At 58.9% G+C, this 22792-nt stretch carries 15 protein-coding genes and 3 rRNA genes; 7 read left to right on the forward strand and 11 right to left on the reverse strand.

Going from position 1 to position 22792, the window contains the following annotated elements; translation table 11 throughout:
- Positions 1-11: 11 nt before the first annotated feature.
- Entirely contained in the window at positions 12-908 is an 897-nt protein-coding gene (locus HMPREF1219_RS08250; protein WP_040427620.1) for a pseudouridine synthase, read from the forward strand.
- Between the two features lie 266 nt (positions 909-1174).
- Here the strand turns inward: HMPREF1219_RS08250 and HMPREF1219_RS08255 are convergent, their stop codons facing one another.
- Entirely contained in the window at positions 1175-2320 is a 1146-nt protein-coding gene (locus tag HMPREF1219_RS08255) for an ATP-binding protein (RefSeq protein WP_016458452.1), read from the reverse strand.
- A gap of 133 nt (positions 2321-2453) precedes the next feature.
- Between HMPREF1219_RS08255 and HMPREF1219_RS08260 the strand changes: the two genes are divergently transcribed.
- The 5 genes from HMPREF1219_RS08260 to HMPREF1219_RS08280 all read left to right on the forward strand — a co-directional run bounded on the left by HMPREF1219_RS08260 (position 2454) and on the right by HMPREF1219_RS08280 (position 9714).
- On the forward strand, positions 2454-3176 hold the full coding sequence (locus HMPREF1219_RS08260; protein ID WP_016458453.1) for an ABC transporter ATP-binding protein: 723 nt from the start codon (positions 2454-2456) through the stop codon (positions 3174-3176).
- Positions 3176-5803 (forward strand): ABC transporter permease, encoded by a 2628-nt coding sequence (locus HMPREF1219_RS08265; protein ID WP_016458454.1) that lies wholly within the window; start codon positions 3176-3178, stop codon positions 5801-5803. Before HMPREF1219_RS08260 ends, HMPREF1219_RS08265 begins: the two co-directional genes overlap by 1 nt.
- Positions 5804-6436: 633 nt before the next feature.
- On the forward strand, positions 6437-7381 hold the full coding sequence (locus tag HMPREF1219_RS08270) for an ABC transporter ATP-binding protein (protein WP_211212641.1): 945 nt from the start codon (positions 6437-6439) through the stop codon (positions 7379-7381).
- A 1-nt stretch (position 7382) separates the two neighbouring features.
- Positions 7383-8573: an ABC transporter permease gene (locus tag HMPREF1219_RS08275; RefSeq protein WP_016458456.1), complete on the forward strand. Its 1191-nt coding sequence runs from the start codon at positions 7383-7385 to the stop codon at positions 8571-8573.
- Positions 8560-9714 (forward strand): ABC transporter permease, encoded by a 1155-nt coding sequence (locus HMPREF1219_RS08280; RefSeq protein ID WP_016458457.1) that lies wholly within the window; start codon positions 8560-8562, stop codon positions 9712-9714. The genes HMPREF1219_RS08275 and HMPREF1219_RS08280 overlap by 14 nt, the downstream gene beginning before the upstream one ends.
- A 177-nt stretch (positions 9715-9891) precedes the next feature.
- Here the strand turns inward: HMPREF1219_RS08280 and HMPREF1219_RS08285 are convergent, their stop codons facing one another.
- From HMPREF1219_RS08285 to HMPREF1219_RS08320, 8 genes are all read right to left on the reverse strand, one after another.
- Positions 9892-10158, reverse strand: a complete 267-nt coding sequence (locus tag HMPREF1219_RS08285; protein WP_016458458.1) for a type II toxin-antitoxin system RelE family toxin — start codon at positions 10156-10158, stop codon at positions 9892-9894.
- A 9-nt stretch (positions 10159-10167) separates the two neighbouring features.
- Positions 10168-10422, reverse strand: coding sequence for a type II toxin-antitoxin system Phd/YefM family antitoxin (locus HMPREF1219_RS08290; protein ID WP_016458459.1), 255 nt, complete (start codon positions 10420-10422; stop codon positions 10168-10170).
- A gap of 206 nt (positions 10423-10628) precedes the next feature.
- Positions 10629-11702, reverse strand: a complete 1074-nt coding sequence (locus HMPREF1219_RS08295) for an alkene reductase (RefSeq protein WP_016458460.1) — start codon at positions 11700-11702, stop codon at positions 10629-10631.
- A gap of 172 nt (positions 11703-11874) precedes the next feature.
- Positions 11875-12360 carry a DUF4411 family protein gene (locus tag HMPREF1219_RS12250; protein WP_016458461.1) on the reverse strand — a complete coding sequence of 162 codons (486 nt, stop codon included), beginning with the start codon at positions 12358-12360 and terminating at the stop codon, positions 11875-11877.
- The gene (locus HMPREF1219_RS12255) at positions 12361-13545 is read right to left on the reverse strand and encodes an ImmA/IrrE family metallo-endopeptidase (RefSeq protein WP_084594730.1); all 1185 of its coding nucleotides are present in this window, start codon (positions 13543-13545) and stop codon (positions 12361-12363) included.
- 108 nt (positions 13546-13653) lie between these two features.
- A 5S ribosomal RNA gene (gene rrf / locus HMPREF1219_RS08310) occupies positions 13654-13770 on the reverse strand.
- Positions 13771-13899: 129 nt separating this feature from the next.
- Positions 13900-16985, reverse strand: a 23S ribosomal RNA gene (locus HMPREF1219_RS08315).
- 358 nt (positions 16986-17343) lie between these two features.
- Positions 17344-18871: ribosomal RNA gene (locus tag HMPREF1219_RS08320) — 16S ribosomal RNA — on the reverse strand.
- Together the 16S, 23S and 5S rRNA genes form the textbook arrangement of a ribosomal RNA operon.
- Positions 18872-19533: 662 nt before the next feature.
- On the opposite strand from HMPREF1219_RS08320, the gene HMPREF1219_RS08325 reads away from it, so the two are divergent.
- The gene (locus tag HMPREF1219_RS08325; RefSeq protein ID WP_016458463.1) at positions 19534-20907 is read left to right on the forward strand and encodes an NYN domain-containing protein; all 1374 of its coding nucleotides are present in this window, start codon (positions 19534-19536) and stop codon (positions 20905-20907) included.
- Positions 20908-20998: 91 nt separating this feature from the next.
- Here HMPREF1219_RS08325 and HMPREF1219_RS08330 read toward each other — a convergent pair whose 3' ends face one another.
- Positions 20999-21811, reverse strand: coding sequence for a PspA/IM30 family protein (locus HMPREF1219_RS08330; RefSeq protein ID WP_016458464.1), 813 nt, complete (start codon positions 21809-21811; stop codon positions 20999-21001).
- 538 nt (positions 21812-22349) lie between these two features.
- Positions 22350-22718 (reverse strand): thioredoxin, encoded by a 369-nt coding sequence (gene trxA / locus HMPREF1219_RS08335; RefSeq protein WP_016458465.1) that lies wholly within the window; start codon positions 22716-22718, stop codon positions 22350-22352.
- Positions 22719-22792 lie beyond the last annotated feature (74 nt).

Genomic DNA, 22792 nt, shown 5'->3' on the forward strand with positions numbered 1-22792 from the left:
CGATTTACGCCATGCGCTCGCGATTTCAACCACTCCCGCCCCGTGGCGGCCTCACCGCCTCCCGCGTGCGGGTCCCGGAAGAGGTTCTCGCCCGCGACTTCCTCCTCGCCGTCGTGAATGGCCAGCGCCACCGCCACCCCGAGGACGGACCCCGCGCGGTGGACCGGCGCTTCTCCGCCGGGGAGGTTGTGGATAGGCGCGGGGTTCCGCTTTCCCCCACCCAGCTTCTCGACGCTGGGGACGACGTGTACTTCTACCGCATGCCCGCCCCGGAGCCGCACGTCCCCTTTAAGATCACCACCGTGTACGAGGACGACCGCATCCTCGTGGTGAACAAACCACCGTTTTTAGCCACCACGCCCAAGGGCGCGCACATCACCGAAACCGCCGTCGTGAGGCTGAGGCGCGCCACCGGCAACGAGGAACTCGCCCCCGCCCACCGCCTGGACAGGCACACCAGCGGGCTGCTGCTCTTCACCAAGAAGCGTGAGTTCCGCGGTGCCTACCAGGAGATGTTCACCCGGCGCGACGTGCAAAAAACCTACCACGCCGAGGCCGCCTTCAACACGCAGCTCACGGCACCGACGGTGTGGCGCTCCCGGATCAGGAAAACCCCCGGCGACCTGCAGGCACACACCGTCGACGGGGAGCCCAACGCCGAGACCCTCCTCGCCGAGGTGATCCCCCACGGCGACACCGCCACCTACGTGCTCAAACCGCACACCGGCAGGACCCACCAGCTCCGACTGCACATGTGCGAGGCCGGCGTGCCGATCATCAACGACCCGCTCTACCCCGCCATCCGCGATGACCTCATGGACAACATGACCAAGCCACTGAAGCTCACCGCCCACACCCTCGTATTCACCGACCCCGTGGACGGGACGACGCGGGAATTCTCGCTGTAGGCCATCGTCGACAAGGAAGCTGGGAATAAAGAATCGCATGGCCACCACATCGCCCAGATCGCTTCCTTAGTGGTCATGGCTATGGGATTCCATTCCTACTCTCTAGGAAATGGGCAACCACGAAACGGCATAAATAGGAAGGTACGCGATGCGCCCCTCAACCTTCACGTTGGTTGGCCCCACAACTAAGGCACGGTCAATGCCATAGCCTTTGGTAGCCAGCGCATTATCCAGAGCACGATGGGTAAGGTATCCCGCCCCCGACTTCACCTCCAGGGCGATGAGGTCACCCCCGGCTCCTCGACGAGAAAATCCAGCTCACCGACATTGCGCTTGGAAAAATAGAAAGGATTCCGGCCGTGGGCAATGAGCTCCTGAGCCACGAAGTTCTCGTAGAGTCCGCCCAGGTTGGTCGAACCGGTAGATAGGATGTCGAGCGTCACCCTATCTGAGAAAACGCTAGATAGGAGTCCCACGTCTGAGCTGAAGAACTTGAATTTACCCCGGGTTTGTTGCATCACCAGAGGAGATACCGGCGCTGTCACCTGCGGGATGCTGATGGCGACGCCTGCTGCAGTGAGCCACAGGAACTCGTCGGCAATCGACGAGAATCGCTTCACGCCATCAATACTGTTAATTCTGAAGCGCGTATTTTTCTTTGCCAGTTCAGACGGAATGAGATCATAGATATTTCTGATAACAAGACGCCTATCACGAGGTGCGTACTTGGATATGTCCGCGCGGTATTGCGACACGATGTCTTTCTGGATTGTCCGAACCGCTTGAATATCTGTTTTCTCCACGTAGGAATCGACTACCGTCGGCATTCCGCCAACAACGAGGTAGGTCTTGAAAAGGCCAAACAATTTCTCGTGAATATATTGCGGGATCGGTTTCTCCGCTTCAATTGCCTCTTTAACGATGGCGCTTGTGCTGCTAGCTATCTCATTGGCCCAGCAAAACTCCTCAAAATCCAAGGGATACATGTAGAGCGTGTGAACATAGCCAACCGGAATGGACGCGATGTTTTCCAGCTCCACGCCTAAGAGCGATCCCGAAAGAATGAAGTCATACGGGTACTCCTGCACGAGATACTTAATCTGAGTCACGATGTTCGGAGCCTGCTGGACCTCATCGACGAAGATCACCGATTCACCTGGCACAAGGTGCACTCCCCCGGCTGTTGTGAGGAGAGCCATCATTTCCTGAGCCGTCCCCGCTTGATTTAGCGCAGACGCTAATTTCGGATCGGCAACGAGATCGACACTCACCACGTTGTGGTACGTCGACTCGATAAAGTGTGTAAGCGTGTGCGTTTTCCCTACCTGACGGGCACCCGCCACCACGAGAGCCACATCCGAGTGCTTTTGTTTCCAATTGAGAATCCTCTCCTCTATTCTCCTTTTAAGCACAGATAACACCACCTATCAAACACTTTTGCATGATTTCAAAGCGCCGATTTTGACACTTTTGCTTTATTTTGCAACAGGGCCGCGATTAGTGCAGGTCACTCAACCAAAACCCGCGATATGTAAGGTTAAGGATATGCAGTCAACAGCGCGCGCGGTAGATATCGTGAAAACCTACGGCAGTGGCGATACACTCGTCACTGCATTAGACCACGTATCCATTGAGTTTGGGGAGGGCGAGTTCACCGCCATCATGGGGCCGAGCGGCTCCGGGAAGTCCACGCTCATGCACACGATGGCGGGGCTCGACTCCATCACCGAGGGCCAGGCCTTCGTGGGGGACGTGGACGTGAGCACCCTCAATGACAAGGAGCTCACCGCGCTGCGCCGCGACAAGCTGGGGTTTGTATTCCAGTCCTTCAACCTCGTGCCAACATTAACGGCCAAGGAGAATATCACCCTGCCCACCGACATAGCAGGCAGGGACCTCGACTACGAGTGGTTTGAGGAGGTCGTCGACAAGCTAGGACTGAGGGAGCGACTGGGGCACCGACCCTCGGAGCTCTCGGGTGGCCAGCAGCAACGCGTGGCCGTGGCGCGGGCCCTGGTGAGCAAACCGGAGATCATCTTCGGCGACGAGCCGACGGGCAACCTCGACTCCAACGCCTCCAAGGAGGTGCTGACAATCCTGCGCGATTCCGTGGATGAGTGGGGGCAGACCGTGGTCATTGTCACCCACGACGCGACCGCGGCGAGCTACGCCGACCGGGTGGTTTTTCTTGCCGACGGGCGCATCGTCACCGAGCTTGTCCACCCCACGACCGAGGAGATCCTCGAGACCATGGCGGGACTCAACTAATGGGCAAGCATACGAAACGGTGGTGGCGGCGCGACGGCAGTGGGTCACGGGCGGCGGGTGGCGGCGGGAGGGCGCTGCTCAAGGTGAGCTGGCGCACCGTGCTCGCGCACAAGGTGCGGCTGGTGCTCACGGTGCTGGCGGTGGTGCTGGGCACCGCGTTTATCGCCGGATCGTCCATCCTCACCGCCGGGCTGTCCTCCACCTTTAACCAGATGGCCACCTCCCGCTACGCCGATGTTGACCTGGTCATGGGCTCGACGATGGCGCTCACCGACAACGTGCCGGCCGACGCGGTGGACGTACTGCGGGCGCGCGACGACGTGGCCCGCGTGGAGCCCTCGAGTAGCCACGCCACCAGCATCGTCGTGGCAACGCCCGAGGGGCAGCCCGTGCGGCTCACACCCGGCGGGGCATCGCAAGGCGTGATCTGGATCGACGGGATCGCCGGGACGCTCGACTCGGGCAGCGCGCCCAGCGGCGCGGGCGAGATGCTGCTGGACAAGGACACCGCCAAGAAACAGCAGGTGAGTGCCGGCGACAAGCTCGACGTGGTGACCCCCAAGGGGCGCTCCACCAAGACCGTGACCGGCATCTTCTCGCCCGTCATGGCGGGCACCGGGCTCGTCACCGTCGCCTTTGACGAGGACACCTACCTCAGCGATTTCACCGACGGCACAAACCTCTACGAAATCGCCATCACCACCGCCGACGGCGCCGACATAGAGGCGTTGCGCCACGACCTCACCGAGGCGTACCCCGGCGTGCAGTTCGAGACCGGGCAGGCCATCGCCGACAAGCTGACCTCGATGATCACGGACTCCCTCAAGTTTGTCAACTACTTCCTGTGGGCCTTCGCCGGCATCGCTTTGGTGGTGGGCACCTTTATCATTACTAACACGTTCTCCATGATCGTGGCGCAGCGCACCCGCGAGTTTGCCTTGCTCCGGGCCCTGGGAACCTCACGGCGGCAGATCACCCGCTCCGTGCTCGGCGAGGCGATCATCGTGGGTCTGATCGGCTCCGGCCTTGGCGTTATCGCCGGTTGGGTGCTCGTGCAGGGGCTCATGGCGATCGCCGCCAGCCGCGGCGCCGTGCTCGCGCCCGGCACGTTCATGCTCACCGGGCAGTCCGTGGTGGTGCCCGTGGTACTCGGTGTCATCGTCACCGTGGCTGCCGCGTGGGCACCGGCCCGGCGCGCCGGATCCGTCCACCCCGTGCAGGCGATGCGCTCGGGCGACCAGAGCTCCTCCGATTCCCTCCGGGGCCGCACCCTTGTGGGGTTCGCCCTGGTTGTGGCTGGTATTCTGACCGGGCTCGCCGGTGCTTTGACGGAGAGCTACTCGACGAGCTCCCGCGCGTGGTGCATGGCCGCCGGTGCCGTGGGGCTCCTGCTGGGCTCGTGGTTTGCCGGCCCGACGCTCGCACGGTTCTTCACCACCGTCATCGGCGGGGTGATCGCGCTGCCGTTTGGCACCGTCGGCAAACTCGCCTCCACCAACACTCGCCGCACGCCGCGGCGCAACGCCACCACCGCATTCGCCCTCACCCTCGGGCTCGCGCTGGTGACCTCCGTGGGCGCGCTTGGCGCGACGATGAAGGATAACCTCACCGGCCAGCTGGATACGTCCGTCACCAGCGACTTCGTTCTCACTGGGCCCGGTGGTGCCGGTGGCGGCTCAACGCTGACGATCCCCAGCGAGGTGCCTGCTCGGATCGCCTCGCTGCCATCGGTCGAGTCGGTGACGACGATGTACAAGGCCCCCATCTTTGTTAACCGCGTCCCCATGTCCGACACATTCGGCAGCCCCAGCTCTCCCGTCGCCTCCGCCTCCCCCGCCTCCATCACCGACTTCCCGCTTCTCGACGGCACCGACGACCTCGCCGCACACCCCGGCGTACTCCTCGCCGACACCATGGCGCAGCGCTTTGGCATCGGCGTCGGCTCCGAGGTGCAGCTCGCCTCCCTCGACGGGCACGCCACAACCGCCCCCGTGGTGGGAATCTACGGGCAGGTGCCGGGCATCGGCCGCGCCATCATCGCCACCCCCGTGGCGGAACGCATCGTCGGCGGCAACGACATCAAGGTGGACACCGCCTTTGTCACCCTGGCATCCGGCGTGAGCGAGCAAGACGGGCGCGCCGCCATCGAGGAGGTCACCGACCCGTACCTCGTGGTTTCCGTGAAAAACAAGGAAGAATACACCAACAGCTACGCGGCACTCATCGACCAGATGCTCACCATCTTGTACCTGCTGCTCGGCCTCGCCGTACTCGTGGCAATCCTCGGAATTGTCAACACGCTGGCGCTTTCCGTGACGGAGCGGCGCCAGGAGATCGGCATGCTGCGCGCCGTGGGCACGCAGGCCCGCCAAGTGCGCGGCATGATCTACCTCGAATCCGTCATCATCGCCATCTACGGGGCGCTGCTCGGCACCGCGATTGGCCTGTTCATCGGCTGGGGATTCCTCACCGCCCTGGCCGGGGCCGGCATCGAGACGATTGTCATGCCGTGGGGACAGATCGGCCTCATGTTCGTGGCATCCGCCATCGTCGGCATCGTCGCCGCCGCGATCCCCGCCCGCTCCGCCGCAGGCACGAGCCCGCTCGAGGCAATCGCCGACGAGTAGGCGGGGATTCTGCTTGCGGATCCTGCAGATTTAGCGGTTTTTGCGGGTTAATTCTGCGCCGGCCCAGGTGGTGCCGAAATTTTCGGCACCAAATTCAGCAAAAATTTCCATTTCGCCTGATGGTCAGGTTTGCTACCAAATTTTAGTGCCGAAATTTTCGGCACCACCTTCTAGCAGACTGGGACGGGGGATTAATCGGAGCGGCGGGTGGGATATTCCCGGGCCACATCGGAGCGCGCTGCAGGGTGGGGGATTGGGGCCGAAAGTTTCGGACCCAATCTGAGGCAAAAAATCTATTTCCGCAGATGGTCAAGTTTGCTACACAAAATAGGGCCCGAAAGTTTCGGACCCGCGGACAGGCGAGCGCGGGGAGGGGTAAAAACGGCGGGCATGGGATCGTGCGGCCGGATCGAAGCGCAATGGGGAGCGTGAAGTTAGTGCCGAAATTTTCGGCACCACCTTCTAGCAGACTGGGACGGGGGATTAATCGGAACGGCGGGCGGGATATTCCCACGCCGGATCGGAGGCCATGCGGGATCAGGGCGGGGTGGTTTTGTGAGGCAAATCACACGTGCAGCGGTTGTGGAACCTGGGGTTGTCGCTACGATAGGAATTAGTGATACACCCCCTTGAGTGACGGGAGACATCGCGATGACCAGCGTGATTGAGGTCGAGGGACTGACAAAGGATTACAAGCAGCTGCGGGCGCTCGACGGGGTGAGCTTCCACGTGGATAAGGGGGAGATCGTCGGGCTATTGGGGCCCAATGGCAGCGGTAAGTCCACCGCAATTAACTGCATGCTCTCGCTCCTCACGTTCGATGCGGGCAGCGTGAGGATTTTTGGGGAGGAGATGCGGCCCGACGCCTATGACATCAAGCGGAGGATTGGGGTGGTGTTCCAGGATGTCGCGGTGTTTGACGAGCTCACCGTCAAGCAGAACCTCGAGTACTTCTGCGGGCTGTATGTGAAAGACAAATCGGAGCGGGCGGAGATGATTGGGGAGGCGGTGGCGCTCGTGGGGCTCGAGGACTACCTGGGGTTTAGGCCCAAGCAGCTGTCCGGCGGGCTGCTGCGCAGGCTCAACCTGGCGTGCGGGATCGCGCACCGGCCGGAGCTCATCTTTTTGGACGAGCCGACCGTGGCCGTCGATCCGCAGAGTAGGAACAACATCCTCGATGGGATCGGCAAGCTGCGCGACGGCGGGGCGACGGTGGTGTACACGACGCACTACATGGAGGAGGTGGAGCACCTGTGCGATAGGGTGATCATCTTGGATAAGGGGAAGATAATTGCGGCTGGGAGCGTCGACAAGCTAAAGGAACTGTCTGACCTGGAGGAACGGGTGACATTGCAGGGGTGCGAACTCCCGGAGGACATGCGGGAGGACCCGCAGATCGAGTCGGTGGAACAACGGGGGAAGACGGTGACGCTGGTGTTCCGGCGTGGGGAGAACAACCTGGCGGGGCTGGTAGCGGAGCTTGCGCGGCGGGGCGTGCGGTACGAGTCGATTTACTCCGAGCGGCCCACGCTCAACGACGTATTTTTGCAGCTCACGGGCAAGGAATTGCGGGATTGACATGGGCCGGCTCATCGCACACAACATCCGCCTGCTGCTGCGCAACCGGGGCCTGGTATTTTGGACGCTCGCGTTCCCCATCCTCCTCGGCGTGCTGTTCAAGGCCGCGCTCGGCGGGCTCATGACGACGCAGAGCTTCGACCCCGTGCCCGTGGCCGTGGTCGACTCGCAGGAATACAGGCTAAGCCCCTACAAGACCGCGTTTGACGAGCTCAGCCGGGGCGACGATGCGCTGGTCACCGTCACCTCCGTGGCCACCACGGCCGAGGGTTCCTCTTTGCTTGCCGACGACCACGTGGCGGGCGTGGTGGAAGTAAGCGGCGGCTCCGCCGGCGACGGGACGGGGTTTGGGATGGAGGCACCGCGGGCCCGCCTCACCGTTACCACAAGCGGCATGGAACAGACCATCCTCACGCTCATTTTGGACGAGATCGCCCAGCGCGTGGACATGGTGACCACCCTGACGGCGAGCGAGATGACCCCCGGGAGCGACCCCGAGCAGGTGGCCGCCGCCATCATGGACAGGCTCTCGGGCGCCGGGTTTGTGCTCGACGACCGCAGCCCCTCCTCCATGGACCCGCTCATGGCCGAGTTCTTCACACTCGTCGCCATGGCGGCGCTGTACGGCGGCATGTTCTCCGAGACTCTCATGAACCTCGCCCAGCCGCCACTCGGGGCCGTGGGCCGGCGGATCGGCGTGGCGCCGACGCGGAAATCCGTGGTTGTCATCTCCGGGATCGTGGCGAGCTACCTCGCGCAGCTCGTGGGCCTCATCCTGCTCATCGTGGTGTGCCGGTTCCTCTTCGGCATCGACTTCGGTTCCAACTGGGGGCTGACGGTTTTGGTCGCCTCCGTGGGGGCACTGGCGGGCCTCGCCTTCGGGGTGGCGATCTCCACGCTCGTGCCCGGCGGGGAAAACATGAAGATCGGCGTGCTCATCGGCGTGACGATGCTCGGGGCGGTGCTCGCCGGGTTGATGGGCGGGCCCATGCGCTACCAGGTGGATCAGGCAGCGCCCCTGGTGAACAAGGTGAACCCCGTGGCGCTCATCACCGACGCCTTCTACAACCTCTACTACCACCCCGGCGACGGCGGCCTGTGGCTGGACGTGGGGATCCTGCTTGCGATCTCGCTCGTGCTGGTTGGCGCCTCGACGCTCGTTTTGAGGAGGCAGCGCTATGACAGCGTTTAAGGCATTCCTCGTTGTTCTGCTGCGAAACATCGGATTCCTCGTGCTGTTTACGGGGATAATGGTGGTCATGGGCCTCACCGCGTTCCACGCGCCGCCCGGTGGTGGCGACTTCGCTGCCCAGAAACCCGCCGTGGCGGTGGTGAACGAGGGCCCGGACACCGCCTTGACACGGGCATTTGAATCTTACCTGGAGGAGAGGACGGTGGCCCCGGACATCGACGCCACTTCTGCTAAGGCGGTGGACGACGCCCTCTACTACGAGTCCCTCGCTTACGCCGTCTACCTGCCGGAAGGCTTCACCGCCGAGATCCTTGCCGGCCGGGAGCCCACCGTGGGGATCAAGACCCGCGGGACGGCAGACAGCGCCACCGCCGAGGTGCTTGTTTCCAGGTTCCTGCGGCTGGCCACCGGCTACGCCACCACCATCCACGACGAGAACGCCCTCGTGGCTGCGATCGCTTCGAGCGACGACATCACCACCCCGGTCACGGTGACGAGCCACCTCGACCAGAAGCTCTTGCGCCGGGTGTCCCAGCTGTACAACTTCGGCAGCTACACCCTCCTCGCCGGGGCCGGCTACGTGATCACCATGGTGCTCGCCGCGTTCACCGCCGGTCCGGTGCGCCGACGCACGGTTGTCTCCTCCGCCCGTCCCCTGCTTATCGACGCGAGCCTCGCCGCCGGGTGCGCGATCGTTGTCGCCCTCCTCGTGGCACTCAACATCGGCCTCGTCCACACCCTCATCCCGCAGGTGGCGGGCACGGGCCGGGCCGGGTTGTTCGCGCTCAACGCGTGCGCCTACGGGCTGCCGGTGCTGGCGCTCTGCTTCCTCCTTGCGCGGCTCACCCGCAACAAGCAGGCGCTTTCTGCCATCATCAACGTGGTGGCGCTGTCCTCGGCGTTTTTGTGCGGGGCGTTCATCCCGCAGGAGATGCTCCCCTGGTTCGTGCGCGCCGTGGGCCACGTACTGCCCACCTACTACTACGTGGCCAACAACGACGCGCTGGCCACCGCGGCCAGCATCGGTGGTGGCGAGGCGGCCACGTTCTGGGCCAACATCGGTATCCAGGCCGCGTTCGCCGTTGGGCTGTGGGTGGTGGCGGCGCTGGTGGGGATTATTCGCAGGAGGGGGAAGGCCTAGGCGATCGATCCGTAACAGGCTACTGGAATCGTTTTTCGTTCAGCGGCCTGACGAACCCCACGACACCGCATGGAGCTCGACACTGGATTCACCGGCCTACCTCATAGGTCAGCCACGAAATTACTTCACTTTCTCGGTTTATTGTTGAATCAGCACGACGCAGGAAATCTGCGGTGATTAATGATAGACATCTCTTCTGTGAGCAACACGAAGTACAAGCACAAGTAGCTGTTCATCTCGTATTTCGTACACCACACGATAGCTGCCCACACGGATACGATACTGGTTAAACCGGGCCTTAAGTTTCTTCACGCCATCTGGCCGAGGAGTAATTCCTAGGGTTTCGATCGCCATCAAGAGACGCCTTTGGGCCTCCTTATCGAGCTTGCGCAATTCCTTAGCAGCAGAGCCTTTGTAAATGATGTGATACTTGACCTGTGACATGGCAGGAGGCTAGGCCAACCCTAATTCTGCCTTGAGGTCTTCATGGGAGATCTCCTCGGTTTCCTCCCGGGCGATCTCAGCAGCTCGAATATCTTCCTGCTCCTCTAGCGCCTCGATGGCGCGTTCAAAAAACGAAGGGGAGACGACAATTCCTCGCACACGGCTTCCCCGACTAGTAATGACTACAGGCGTGCGTTGGGCATCTTCAAGAATCTGGCTTTGGGACTGTCGAAATTCGCTGGAAGTTACCGACTTTGTTTCCATACTGCTTAATGTACATCTTGTACATCTAGGTGGCAAGTGTTTCAGAGTTACCGGCTTAAGCTACCTATCCAGATCGCGACGGCATTGTTGGCTCAACACTCGCTTCAGCCCGCGCAACTGGCCCCCGGCTCACTAGTAGTCATAGTGATGCGACGGAATCGCGGCCTACTTCGAGCCAGGGGTCAGAGTCCACCTTTCTCGGAGAGCTACACCAAGGGGTAATCGGTGTAGCCCTCCGGGCCGTCGCCGTAGACCGTCGCCTGGTTGAGCTCGTTTTCAGGCAGCCCCTCCCGCCACCGGCGGGCCAGATCCGGGTTCGCCATCGCGCGGCGGCCGACGGAGACGGCCTCCGCGTGGCCTGCGGCCACAATTGATTCCGCGAGTTCCTTGGAGGTCACGATATCGAAGCCCGTGTTGACGATGAGGGGCGCCGATGCCGCCTCGCGGAGGTCCTGCACGAGCGCGCACGACGGATCCGGGTTGACGATGTGAAGGTAGGCCAGGTGGTGAGGGGCGACCGACCGGGCGAAGTGCATGTACGTGGCGCGGGTAAACTCCGGGTCGAGCTCGTCGGCGCCCTGGATGTTCTCCCCCGGAGAGAGGCGAATGCCAAGCTTATCGCCGCCGATGGCGTCCGCGACCGCAGCTACGAGCTCCTCGGCGAAACGGGCATGGTTCTCCGGGGTGCCGCCGTACGCGTCGTCACGCGTGTTGGACGCCGGGGAGAAGAACTGGTTGATGAAGTAGCCGTTGGCGCCATGGAGCTCGACGCCGTCGAAGCCAGCGGAGATGGCGCGGCGGGAGGCGGCCACGAAGTCGCCGATGACCGCGGAGATCTCGTCGGTTGTCAGCGCGTGCGGGACCGGAGCCGGGACCTTCTTGCCGCCGGAAACACGAATCGGGTTGGGGCCGGCAATAGCACTGGGGGCGACGATGCGGCCCGTCAGCGAAAGCTCCTCGTGAGAAATGCGGCCGCCGTGCATGATCTGCAGGTAAATCTTCCCGCCCTCGGCGTGGACGGCGTCGGTCACCTTGCGCCAGCCCGCCTCGTGCTCGTCGGTGACGATGCCGGGCTGCTTAAACCATGTGCGACCCTCCATCACCGGCCACGTTCCCTCGGCGATAATAAGGCCCATGCCGGCGCGCTGCCGGTAATGCTCGACGAGCAGGTCGTTCGGGGTGCCGTCCAGCTCCGCTCGTGTGCGCGTGAGCGGGGCCATAACAATGCGGTTCTTCAGCGTGATGGAACCGAGCTCCACCGGATCATACAATGTTGTCATGACACGTAAGGGTACACTCATCTCCCGACGGTGATTACGTAAGATGGGGGAATTCGGGACACAGCGGAGGTCGAGAAAATGGCACTAGGAGCATTGCTCTAAAAACCCGAATTAGCCAATCGAGTTATTCCACTACGCAGTTACACAGTGATATATAAATGGCAATGTCACACTAAAGACGAATGTTCTGTTCCCGGAAGAAATCGAGAACGGAAATGCACCTAACGTTCAGCCCACGGGCAACATCAGGAAGCTTTACCTTCGTTTTCTTTACCGGCGAGGAAGTCTCATTGGTGACTATTTCACATCCGCGAGCATTGGCACTAGCAACCAACCAGGAGTCGGCGACGCCCAGAAAATCTCTGATCGCCGACTCCGTATAAGGATCTTCTCTATGCCTATCGAGCCATATCGTGACAAGCCGATAGGACGAAATCTCACCGTCTGACGGTTTCAAAATCTGACTCGCTGGCACAAAGTCCCGGAACCAGCGAGATTTCTCATCATCCTTTCTGAGAATTTCTCTCTCTACTTCCTCATGAAAGAAAAACTGGCCGCCCAAGATATGCGTTTCACATTGTGTCCAATACGATACGAAAACGTCCCGAGGATAGTAGGTAAACGAGTTCAGAACTATGTTCGTATCGATCAAGAACATCTAAGCGACCTTCAGAATCGAAGAAACTGCCTTCTCGAAAGTGGCTGTCTTTGGAATCCCAAGTTGTTTTGCGGCCTCTTCCTGAGAGATAACTTTATCCACATAAGCATCAACGACCGTGCTGAGAAACAGACTTCCCAATCTGGACTTCAAATTCCGATAATAGTTTCCTCCGCCTGCATCTCCTTCGTGAGCATTGCGGTGCTGGGTTCTTTCACTAAGGAAGTCAATAGCCTGCCTCCGCATTATTTGCGACCTGTCCACTAACATCCATACCGCCGTATCAGCGCTTACACCATAATTCTCATACGCCCACTCGACGACAGAATCTAGATTGCCAACGCTAATCCATCGTGTAAGCAATTCGCCCGGAGGCAAAATCAGTGCAGCGCCAAAGGCGTTACACCAACGCTCAACTCCAACGTGGTCATTTTTGTCTCCGGTTACGCCTTGCCGAGCAAGCAACACGTGACCCAACTCATGGGCCAAGCTGAAATACTGGCCAACCTTGGAATCAGACCCGTTCACGAAAATCAAGCCATACTGGCCATCTAACAGCGTAAACGCCCGAAACTCTTCAACCTTCAGGTACCTATGTGAATTTTTTCCCATGACCGAGCTTCGCATGACGAGCACCCCACACTCTTCAATGACCTCAGCCAGCTCGAGAACGTTATCCCTGCCTCGGGGCGCCCGTCCCGCCGTCCACCCTCTAGATCCCAACTCTTCTCCTATGTGGAGCGCAGCATTTACAGGATCGTCTTCAACAGAAAAGGAGCCTGTAAAGAGGGGAGGTTGAATGTCATGTACTCGCGAAAATTCCGAAAACCAGCCCAGACGTTGCTCACAAGAAAAAATGGTGGTCTTTAGCTCAGGGCTGAATTCCGTTACCCTTTCGCTTCCTACCGAGCGAAAGTCCGGAAGGGGCGGCTGATCATCGGTAGGGGCATCCAAAAGCAAATAGCCAAAAGGAATGCACGCAAGATCAGCAAGCGCTCTAGCCTGTTTAAGAGTAGGACACTGTGTTCCTTCCATCCATTCTTCCAAACGGTGGAAACCAGCGCGCTGGATCAATTCATGTAGGGGCATTCCGGTGCGATCGACAGCCCACCTAAGCACATCGGGATTAACTTTCACTCTTACTGTCACCGGTTTCACATCCCACGAGCCAACCGACTCTGGCATTCACAATAAGGTTTAGGCCACAAGGAATGCGTTCCTCCACTGCTAGGACGCAGGATAGCAAGAGGCCCTGGAACCGTTTGTTTGGTTCCAGGGTCCTTGTTTGTTTGTGGTCGGCGGTGTCCTACTCTCCCACATCCTCCCGGGTGCAGTACCATCGGCGTGGGTTGGCTTAGCTTCCGGGTTCGGAATGGGTCCGGGCGTTTCCCAACCGCTATCGCCACCGACACGTTTGTTCAGGGCTTGTTCAATTCTTGGGTTTTGGTGCACACGTTTGTGCGTGTGTGTGGTGTGTCTGATATTGCATAGTGGACAACGTGTGTGTTTGTGTTTTTTAGTTTTGCGGCTTTTGTTTGCGTGGTTGTTTATATTGGTTATTAGTACCAGTCACCTTCACACCTTGCGGTGCGTCCAATTCTGGCCTATCAACCCCATCGTCTGTGGGGAACCTCATGGAAACCTTATCTTGAAACAGGCTTCCCGCTTAGATGCTTTCAGCGGTTATCCTTCCCGTACGTAGCCAACCAGCCCTGCCACTGGCGTGACAGCTGGCACACTAGAGGTACGTCCATCCCGGTCCTCTCGTACTAGGGACAGCCTTTCTCAAGTTTCCTTTACGCGCGCGGCGGATAGAGACCGAACTGTCTCACGACGTTCTGAACCCAGCTCGCGTGCCGCTTTAATGGGCGAACAGCCCAACCCTTGGGACCTACTCCAGCCCCAGGATGCGACGAGCCGACATCGAGGTGCCAAACCATCCCGTCGATATGAACTCTTGGGGAAGATCAGCCTGTTATCCCCGGGGTACCTTTTATCCGTTGAGCGACACCACTTCCGTACATCGGTGCCGGATCACTAGTCCCTACTTTCGTACCTGCTCGACATGTCCGTCTCACAGTCAAGCTCCCTTATGCACTTACACTCTTCCACCTGATTGCCAACCAGGCTGAGGGAACCTTTGGGCGCCTCCGTTACACTTTGGGAGGCAACCGCCCCAGTTAAACTACCCACCAGGCACTGTCCTTGAAACCAGATCATGGCCCGAAGTTAGACATCCAATCCGATCAGAGTGGTATTTCACCTTCCGACTCCACGGCTGCTAGCGCAACCGCATCAACGTCTCCCACCTATGCTACACAAACCGAACCGAACACCAATACCAAGCTATAGTGAAGGTCCCGGGGTCTTTTCGTCCTGCCGCGCGAAACGAGCATCTTTACTCGTACTGCAATTTCACCGGGCCTATGGTCGAGACAGCAGAGAAGTCGTTACGCCATTCGTGCAGGTCGGAACTTACCCGACAAGGAATTTCGCTACCTTAGGATGGTTATAGTTACCACCGCCGTTTACTGGGGCTTAAATTCTCCGCTTCGACCAAAAAATGATCTAACAGGTCCTCTTAACCTTCCAGCACCGGGCAGGCGTCAGTCCGTATACATCGAATTAACCTTCTTCGCACAGACCTATGTTTTTGGTAAACAGTCGCTTCCCTCTATTCTCTGCGCCCCACAACCGCCAAAATGCTGTCAGCAACGGTCATGGGTCCCCCTTCTCCCGAAGTTACGGGGGCATTTTGCCGAATTCCTTAACCATAGTTCACCCGTTCGCCTTAGTATTCTCAACCTGACCACCTGTGTCGGTTTAGGGTACGGGCCACACTTGCACTCGCTAGAGGCTTTTCTCGACAGCACAGGATCACCACCATCACCCTTAAAAGGGCTACGCATCACGCCTCACACATATGACAGTCGCATTTAACAAACCATCGTGCCACACGCTTACACCACAATCCACTCAGTGGCGCGGCTACCCTACTGTGTCACCCCATCACTTGGCTACTACCACCTCAGGTCCCACCACCACACACAACCAGCAGAACAAAATCCTGCTATTGGAAGCACATGGAAGCGGTTAGTATCAATGATTCACCACTTGTCGCACAAACGCGGGTACCAGAATATCAACTGGTTATCCATCGACTACGCCTGTCGGCCTCGCCTTAGGTCCCGACTCACCCTGGGAAGACCAGCTTCACCCAGGAACCCTTAGTCATCCGGCGGGTAGGATTTTCACCTACCATTCGCTACTCATGCCTGCATTCTCACTCGCACACACATCCACAAACCGTCACCAGCCTGCTTCACACCATGCACGACGCTCCCCTACCCAAAAACAAAAAAATTATCCTTGCCGCGGTTTCGGCGGTGTACTTCAGCCCCACTACATTGTCGGCGCACAACCACTAAACCAGTGAGCTATTACGCACTCTTTCAAGGATGGCTGCTTCTAAGCCAACCTCCTGGCTGTCATCGCGATTACACATCCTTTTCCACTTAGCACACCCTTAGGGGCCTTAACCGGCGATCTGGGCTGTTTCCCTCTCGACTACGAAGCTTATCCCCCGCAGTCTCACTGCCATAGAACATACATGCGGCATTCGGAGTTTGGCTGACGTCACTAAGACAAAATCCCGCTCAATCAACCAGTAGCTCTACCTCCACAGCACTACTATAACGCTGCACCTAAATGCATTTCGGGGAGAACCAGCTATCACGGAGTTTGATTGGCCTTTCACCCCTACCCACAACTCATCCCCGCAGTTTTCAACCTACGTGGGTTCGCGCCTCCACAAAGTCTTACCCTTGCTTCACACTGGCCATGGGTAGATCACCCCGCTTCGGGTCCAGAACATGCCACCAACACCCTACTTAGGATTCGGTTTCCCTCCAGCTACCCCCAACAAAGGGTTAACTTAAAGCGACATGCCGCTGACTCGCAGGCTCATTCTTCAAAAGGCACGCCATCGCCCACAAAAAGGCTCTGACGGATTGTCAACACACGGTTTCAGGAACTATTTCACTCCCCTCCCGGGGTACTTTTCACCATTCCCTCACGGTACTAATCCACTATCGGTCATTGGCAAGAAATCAGACTTACCGGACGGTCCCGGCAGATTCACAGCAGATTCCACGAGCCCACTGCTACTCGGGGACACCACGCACACAGCCACACACACATTTCACGTACGGGACTCTCACCCACTCCGGCAGGCGATTCCACACCACTTCCGCTACACGCGCACAGCCACTGGCGGCAAAAGGTTGACCACCCACGCAGACCCCACAACCCCACACACAACACCCCAACCAAGGCATCAACGCTGCATGCAGTTTAGTCAAAAATTCGCTTTCGTTCGCCACTACTCACAAAATCACAATTGTTTTCTTCTCACACCAGGTACTAAGATGTTTCACTTCCCTGACCACTCCTGCCTGACTATGAATTCACCAGACAGTAACTCCCATCACTGAAAGCTAGGTTACCCCATTCGGACACCCTCGGATCAACGCTCATACGGCAACTCCCCGAGGCTTAACGCAGCCCACCACGTCCTTCATCAGCTTGCCATGCCCAGGCATCCACCGTGTGCCTAAAAAACAAAACACACAAACAATCAGGCGCCAAAAAAACTAAAACATGAACAAAAAAAGAAATCACACGCGTCCACTATACAATTCACACACACCACACCACCCCACCCACACAAAACAACACAATGCTTCGTGCACACAAGGCGGCACCAGGAACAAACATATTGCCCCAGACACCCAACAGCATGCCAATGCACCACTCACAAGCCTTGTCGCCAACACAACACGGTACCGAATCCATGAAACAAACGTTTTGCGTCCACACTGGATTAAAAAAGGTGCGGCAACACACACGGCCACCCAACACCCACAACCACCACACCATGAGCGTGTGACAGCTGACAAAAATAATAAAAAATAAACTCCTTAGAAAGGAGGTGATCCAGCCGCACCTTCCGGTACGGCTACCTTGTTACGACTTCGTCCCAATCGCCAATCCCACCTTCGACCACTCCCCCCGGCAAAAACCGGTTAGGCCATGGGCTTCGGGTGTTACCAACTTTCATGACGTGACGGGCGGTGTGTACAAGGCCCGGGAACGTATTCACCGCAGCACTGCTGATCTGCGATTACTAGCGACTCCGACTTCATGAGGTCGAGTTGCAGACCCCAATCCGAACTGAGACTGGCTTTAGCGATTAGCTCCACCTCACGATGTTGCTCACGCACTGTACCAACCATTGTAGCATGTGTGAAGCCCTGGACATAAGGGGCATGATGATTTGACGTCATCCCCACCTTCCTCCGAGTTAACCCCGGCAGTCTCTCACGAGTCCCCACCACAACGTGCTGGCAACATAAGACAAGGGTTGCGCTCGTTGCGGGACTTAACCCAACATCTCACGACACGAGCTGACGACAACCATGCACCACCTGTAAACAGACCACAAAGGGACGACACATCTCTGCGCCCATCCTGCCTATGTCAAGCCCAGGTAAGGTTCTTCGCGTTGCATCGAATTAATCCACATGCTCCGCCGCTTGTGCGGGCCCCCGTCAATTCCTTTGAGTTTTAGCCTTGCGGCCGTACTCCCCAGGCGGGGCGCTTAAAGCGTTAGCTACGGCACAAACCCCGTGGAAGAGGCTCACACCTAGCGCCCACCGTTTACAGCATAGACTACCAGGGTATCTAATCCTGTTCGCTACCCATGCTCTCGCTCCTCAGCGTCAGTAACTGCCCAGAGACCTGCCTTCGCCATCGGTGTTCCTCCTGATATCTGCGCATTTCACCGCTACACCAGGAATTCCAGTCTCCCCTACAGCACTCAAGCAATGCCCGTATCGCCTGCCAACCAAAAGTTAAGCCCCTGGATTACACAGACGACGCAACACACCACCTACGAGCCCTTTACGCCCAGTAAATCCGGACAACGCTCGCACCCTACGTATTACCGCGGCTGCTGGCACGTAGTTAGCCGGTGCTTCTTATCCAGGTACCGTCAAACAAACTTCGTCCCTGACGAAAGGAGTTTACAACCCGAAGGCCTTCATCCCCCACACGGCGTCGCTGCATCAGGCTTCCGCCCATTGTGCAAAATTCCCCACTGCTGCCTCCCGTAGGAGTCTGGGCCGTATCTCAGTCCCAATGTGGCCGCACACCCTCTCAGGCCGGCTACCCGTCGCCGCCTTGGTAGGCCATTACCCCACCAACAAGCTGATAGGCCGCAAGCTCATCTCCCACCGCAAAAGCTTTCCACCACACCAACCACGGCATAGTGAATATCCGGTATTAGACCCAGTTTCCCAAGCTTATCCCGAAGTGAAAGGCAGATCACCTACGTGTTACTCACCCGTTCGCCACTCGAGCACCCTTGCAAGCAAGGGCCTTTCCGTTCGACTTGCATGTGTTAAGCACGCCGCCAGCGTTCATCCTGAGCCAGGATCAAACTCTCCAACAAAAAACGTCGAATAAGCAAAAAACCAACCCAACAAAACACCAAAACAGTGCTTCAAAAAAAAAACAACACTCAAAAAAACGAGCATCAAAAATCCAGTTAAAAAAACCAGAAGCGTAAAGAAAATGTAAACAAAAAAAGGCAATGGCCTCAACGAGAAAACCACCACCCACATTGCCAACACAATCCATGCACAACGACCAAACGACCGCCGGTGACAAAAACGCCACCTACAGAATCCGTGCCAAATCCCCCAGCCACAAAACCAGAAAACCAACACAAACCCAGCACACAAACCATGCCAACAACAAAACTTATAAAAAGTAGTACATCAACACACTATCGAGTTCTCACACAACATGTTCCCATGACTCAAGGCTCCCTGTTAAGGGCTCCTGCAGTCTTGGGGGCGTTGGCCTTGCTGACCAACGAGGGATAACAATAGCACGCCCACAAATATATGCAACTCCCCTGGTCAGGGCGCTAAAGCGCCCCGACCAGGGGAAGAAAATAATCGTCGAAAAGCGAAAAGAGACAACCGTAACGTGTGCACCGACCCAGTGGTCACCCTTTTTTGCCTGGCTAGCCCCCTCCCACTACCGCTTCGGTGGAATTTCAGGCATGCTGGAGGAGAACATTTTTATAGAGAACGGATTTTAGGAGCCATGCTTGAACGAACAATGGTATTCGTGGACACCTCGTATTTACTGGCGAGCTTTTACAACTCGTGGGAAACAGGGGCCCGCGCTCAATTAGAAATTGACCTCCCCGAGGTCGTAGCCCAACTGAAAGGAATGATCGAAGAACAATTAGGACAACCCATCCACCGGCAATTGTGGTACGACGGAATCCCTGATTCCGGCCCGCACCGCTACCACCGGGCACTTCGCGCCTGTAACGGCGTGCAACTGCGCGTGGGGCAGCTCATCGAATGGGGTGAGCGACGCACACAAAAGGCCGTGGATACGCGCCTGGTAGCCGACCTTGTTCTCGCCGGCGTGCACCAGACCTGCTCCGACGCGGTGCTAGTCTCCGGCGACGCCGACATGATCCCTGGCGTCAACGAGGCGACCAACGCCGGCGTGCGCGTGCACCTTTACGGATTTGGCTGGGATTCCATGTCCTCGGCGCTGCGGCATGCGTGCGACACGACGACGATCCTCGACCCGCGCGAGGATTTCGCCGACTGTATGCAGCTGCATATCCTCGAGGGGCCCATCCCGCCCGTTGTGCCGCAGGTCAAACCTATCGGCGATGCCGAGCCGCTCGAGGTTGCAGAATCCACCCTCATCCCCCAGGCCGCCGCCGAGGTGGGGCTTCCACCCACTGCCCACAAGGAACCGCCCCCCTCCGACCAGCACGAGGAGCCGATGACATCCCCGCGGCCGGGCGAACCCGCAGACCGGGACGAGGGCGTGTTCTCGCTCAGCGACCCGCGGTACTCCGTCTCGCACGACACCGACACCGTGGACGAGCAGATGGAGCACGACATCGTCACCGGTGGCGAGGAGTGCACGGGCGAATCCGCCCAGGACTCCCCCACCAGCGGCGATGGAGCTTCTAACGAAGCTGTTGATAAGGACAAGGAAGCCGACCCCTACGGTCAACACGACAACGCACAGTCGGACGACAGCGCCCCCGACGAGAACAAGCAGGACAAGGGCAACGACGAGGCGCAGCAGCAGCCGAAGAAGACGGTGCCCAACCCCTCCATGATGGCGCCGCGGCGCAAGCTGCGTTCCCGTTACGTGCCGCTACCCAACGAGGTGTGGGCCTCCGCCGGCTTCCAGACCCCGTTTGACGTGGGGCAACAGTACGCCTCCTGGTGGTACGACCACGCCGCAACCCCGGAGCAGCGCGACTCCGCGCACCTCCTCAGCGGCGGCGGACTCCCCCCGGAGATCGACCGCCCGCTCCTCCAGTTCGCCTGCGAAACGCTGCACGAATACACCCTCAGCGAGACGCAGCGCGTCAACCTCCGCGACGGGTTCCACTCCGGGATCCGTGGCGTTCTAGTCAACATCAGCACCCGGAAATAAATGTTCACGTGCGCTTCCGACGCACACCAAACCCCCGGCACCACGCGGTGACCGGGGGTTTTGCTTAGGTTTTTACTTTTCTTCCGGCTCCTTAAGGCTTGTCGACGCCCTCCTCCACCGTCTCCTCCGACGGTGCTGTCTCCTCTTCAGGTTCAGCGGCCTTAGCCAGCTGCGGCTTCTCCTCCGCGTGCAGGGAGGCGCGGATCTCCTCCAGCCGCGCGTTGGCCTTGACGTCCGTGCCCGAGGCCGTGATCTCCGACATCTGGTTGGTCACCGCGTTTTGGGTGAGCTCCTGGGCGCCCATCGCGTCGGCGTAGCGGCGCTCGATCTTGTCGCGCACCTCGTCAAGCGTGGGAACGGAGGAATCGCGCTCGATGGCGCCGATCTGATCGTTCGCACGGGCGGTGGCCTCCTGCATCTTCGCCTGCCGGGCCTGGCTGCGCAGCTGGTCAAGCGACCCCTTTTGCTGCTCGTACTCCGCCTGTGACCGCTTGGCCTGGGCCGTCGCCTGGTCGGCGGCTGCTGCCGCCTGCTCGTACATGACCTTGGTTTCCGCGATCTGGTTTTCCACCGCGACAAGCTGCGACGCGCAGATCTCCGCCGAGGACGTGAACTGGTTCGCCCGTTCCGCGTTGCCCTCGGCCTGCGCCTTCTCCGCCGCCTGCAGCGCCGTCTTCGTCCTATCCTGCAGGTCTGCTTGGTCTTTCAGCAGCCTGTTGAGCTTCAGCTCCAGGGCCTTCTTGTTGCCGATGATCTTGGCCGCCTGCTCCTGAATCTCCGCGGTCTGCCTTCTGGATTCCTCCGCGGCCTGGTTGATTTGGACCTCCGGGTCCGCGTTGTCCTCGATCTTCTTGTCCAGGGAGGAGGTCAGGTACTTCCACCCCTTTTTAAACGGGTTAGCCACGGTCCATCGGCTCCTTATCTAATAGGTGAATGAGTAGCGCTTGGCCAAAACGCATGGCCTCGACGTATCACATTCTATTCTCTTTTTCCCCTTCATGGCGGGCAAGCGGGAAAAGACTCCCGCCCCGAGGTCTCCCCCACCCCAGCGAAAACCCGGGCTCCCCATAGCACCAGCGCCGGCGCCATCAATTCGCTCATTCGCGAGACATGTCGTCAACCCTACCACCAAAACGCAGCCTTTGACCTGCGTTTCCGGAGAAGAATTCACACGAGACCACTTTTGGGACGATCGGGGGAGTGAAAATTCTCGCGAAAACCTCGTTTTCGCAGGTAAAGTGCCTTCACACGAGACGGCATTTAACGGCATCGTGCACCACACTCTCTGATCTGCGCGGTTAAGAATATCCGCAGGTGAGCTTGCAACACTCCGACCGTTGCCCCTCGCACTATCCGATGCACACGCACGACCGGCATACACTGCACCCCCTACACACAACAGTCCCCGCTCCATGGCGGGGACTGAGGAGTAGAAAGGACGACTAGTTGTTTTCCTGCTGGGCTGCAACCTGGCGGCGAACGTCGTCCATATCGAGGCCCTTGACCTGCTGGATAAGGTTCTCCAGGGCGGCTGCGGGGAGCGCACCTGCCTCGCGGTAGACGAGAATGTTATCGCGGAAGATCATGAGGGTAGGGATGGACTGAATCTGCAGGGCGGCTGCGATGCCCTGGTTGGCCTCGGTGTCTAGCTTGCCGAAGACGGCATCCGTGTGCTTCTCGGAGGCCTCCTCGAAGACGGGGCCGAAGGCACGGCAGGGGCCGCACCAGCTGGCCCAGCAATCGATAAGGACGATGCCGTCCCTAGAAATCGTGTCCTGAAAGTTTGACTCATTAACTTCGATGGTTGCCATGTGTTTAACTCCTTAAACGTTCGTTGTTGTTACGCTACCAACACCTGGTAACCGCTTTCGTCCATGTGCAACGA

The organism is Corynebacterium pyruviciproducens ATCC BAA-1742, from assembly GCF_000411375.1.
Taxonomy (GTDB): Bacteria; Actinomycetota; Actinomycetes; order Mycobacteriales; family Mycobacteriaceae; genus Corynebacterium; species Corynebacterium pyruviciproducens.

Excerpts from the sequence above, each read along its gene's own strand:
- HMPREF1219_RS08280 (WP_016458457.1), top strand. The coding sequence starts at position 8,560 with ATGACAGCGTTTAAGGCATTCCTCGTTGTTCTGCTGCGAAACATCGGA.
- HMPREF1219_RS08285 (WP_016458458.1), bottom strand. The coding sequence starts at position 10,158 with ATGTCACAGGTCAAGTATCACATCATTTACAAAGGCTCTGCTGCTAAG.
- HMPREF1219_RS12250 (WP_016458461.1), bottom strand. The coding sequence starts at position 12,360 with ATGTTCTTGATCGATACGAACATAGTTCTGAACTCGTTTACCTACTAT.
- HMPREF1219_RS08265 (WP_016458454.1), top strand. The coding sequence starts at position 3,176 with ATGGGCAAGCATACGAAACGGTGGTGGCGGCGCGACGGCAGTGGGTCA.
- HMPREF1219_RS08325 (WP_016458463.1), top strand. The coding sequence starts at position 19,534 with ATGCTTGAACGAACAATGGTATTCGTGGACACCTCGTATTTACTGGCG.
- HMPREF1219_RS08260 (WP_016458453.1), top strand. The coding sequence starts at position 2,454 with ATGCAGTCAACAGCGCGCGCGGTAGATATCGTGAAAACCTACGGCAGT.
- HMPREF1219_RS08290 (WP_016458459.1), bottom strand. The coding sequence starts at position 10,422 with ATGGAAACAAAGTCGGTAACTTCCAGCGAATTTCGACAGTCCCAAAGC.
- HMPREF1219_RS08275 (WP_016458456.1), top strand. The coding sequence starts at position 7,383 with ATGGGCCGGCTCATCGCACACAACATCCGCCTGCTGCTGCGCAACCGG.
- trxA (WP_016458465.1), bottom strand. The coding sequence starts at position 22,718 with ATGGCAACCATCGAAGTTAATGAGTCAAACTTTCAGGACACGATTTCT.
- HMPREF1219_RS08295 (WP_016458460.1), bottom strand. The coding sequence starts at position 11,702 with ATGACAACATTGTATGATCCGGTGGAGCTCGGTTCCATCACGCTGAAG.
- HMPREF1219_RS12255 (WP_084594730.1), bottom strand. The coding sequence starts at position 13,545 with ATGCCAGAGTCGGTTGGCTCGTGGGATGTGAAACCGGTGACAGTAAGA.
- HMPREF1219_RS08250 (WP_040427620.1), top strand. The coding sequence starts at position 12 with ATGCGCTCGCGATTTCAACCACTCCCGCCCCGTGGCGGCCTCACCGCC.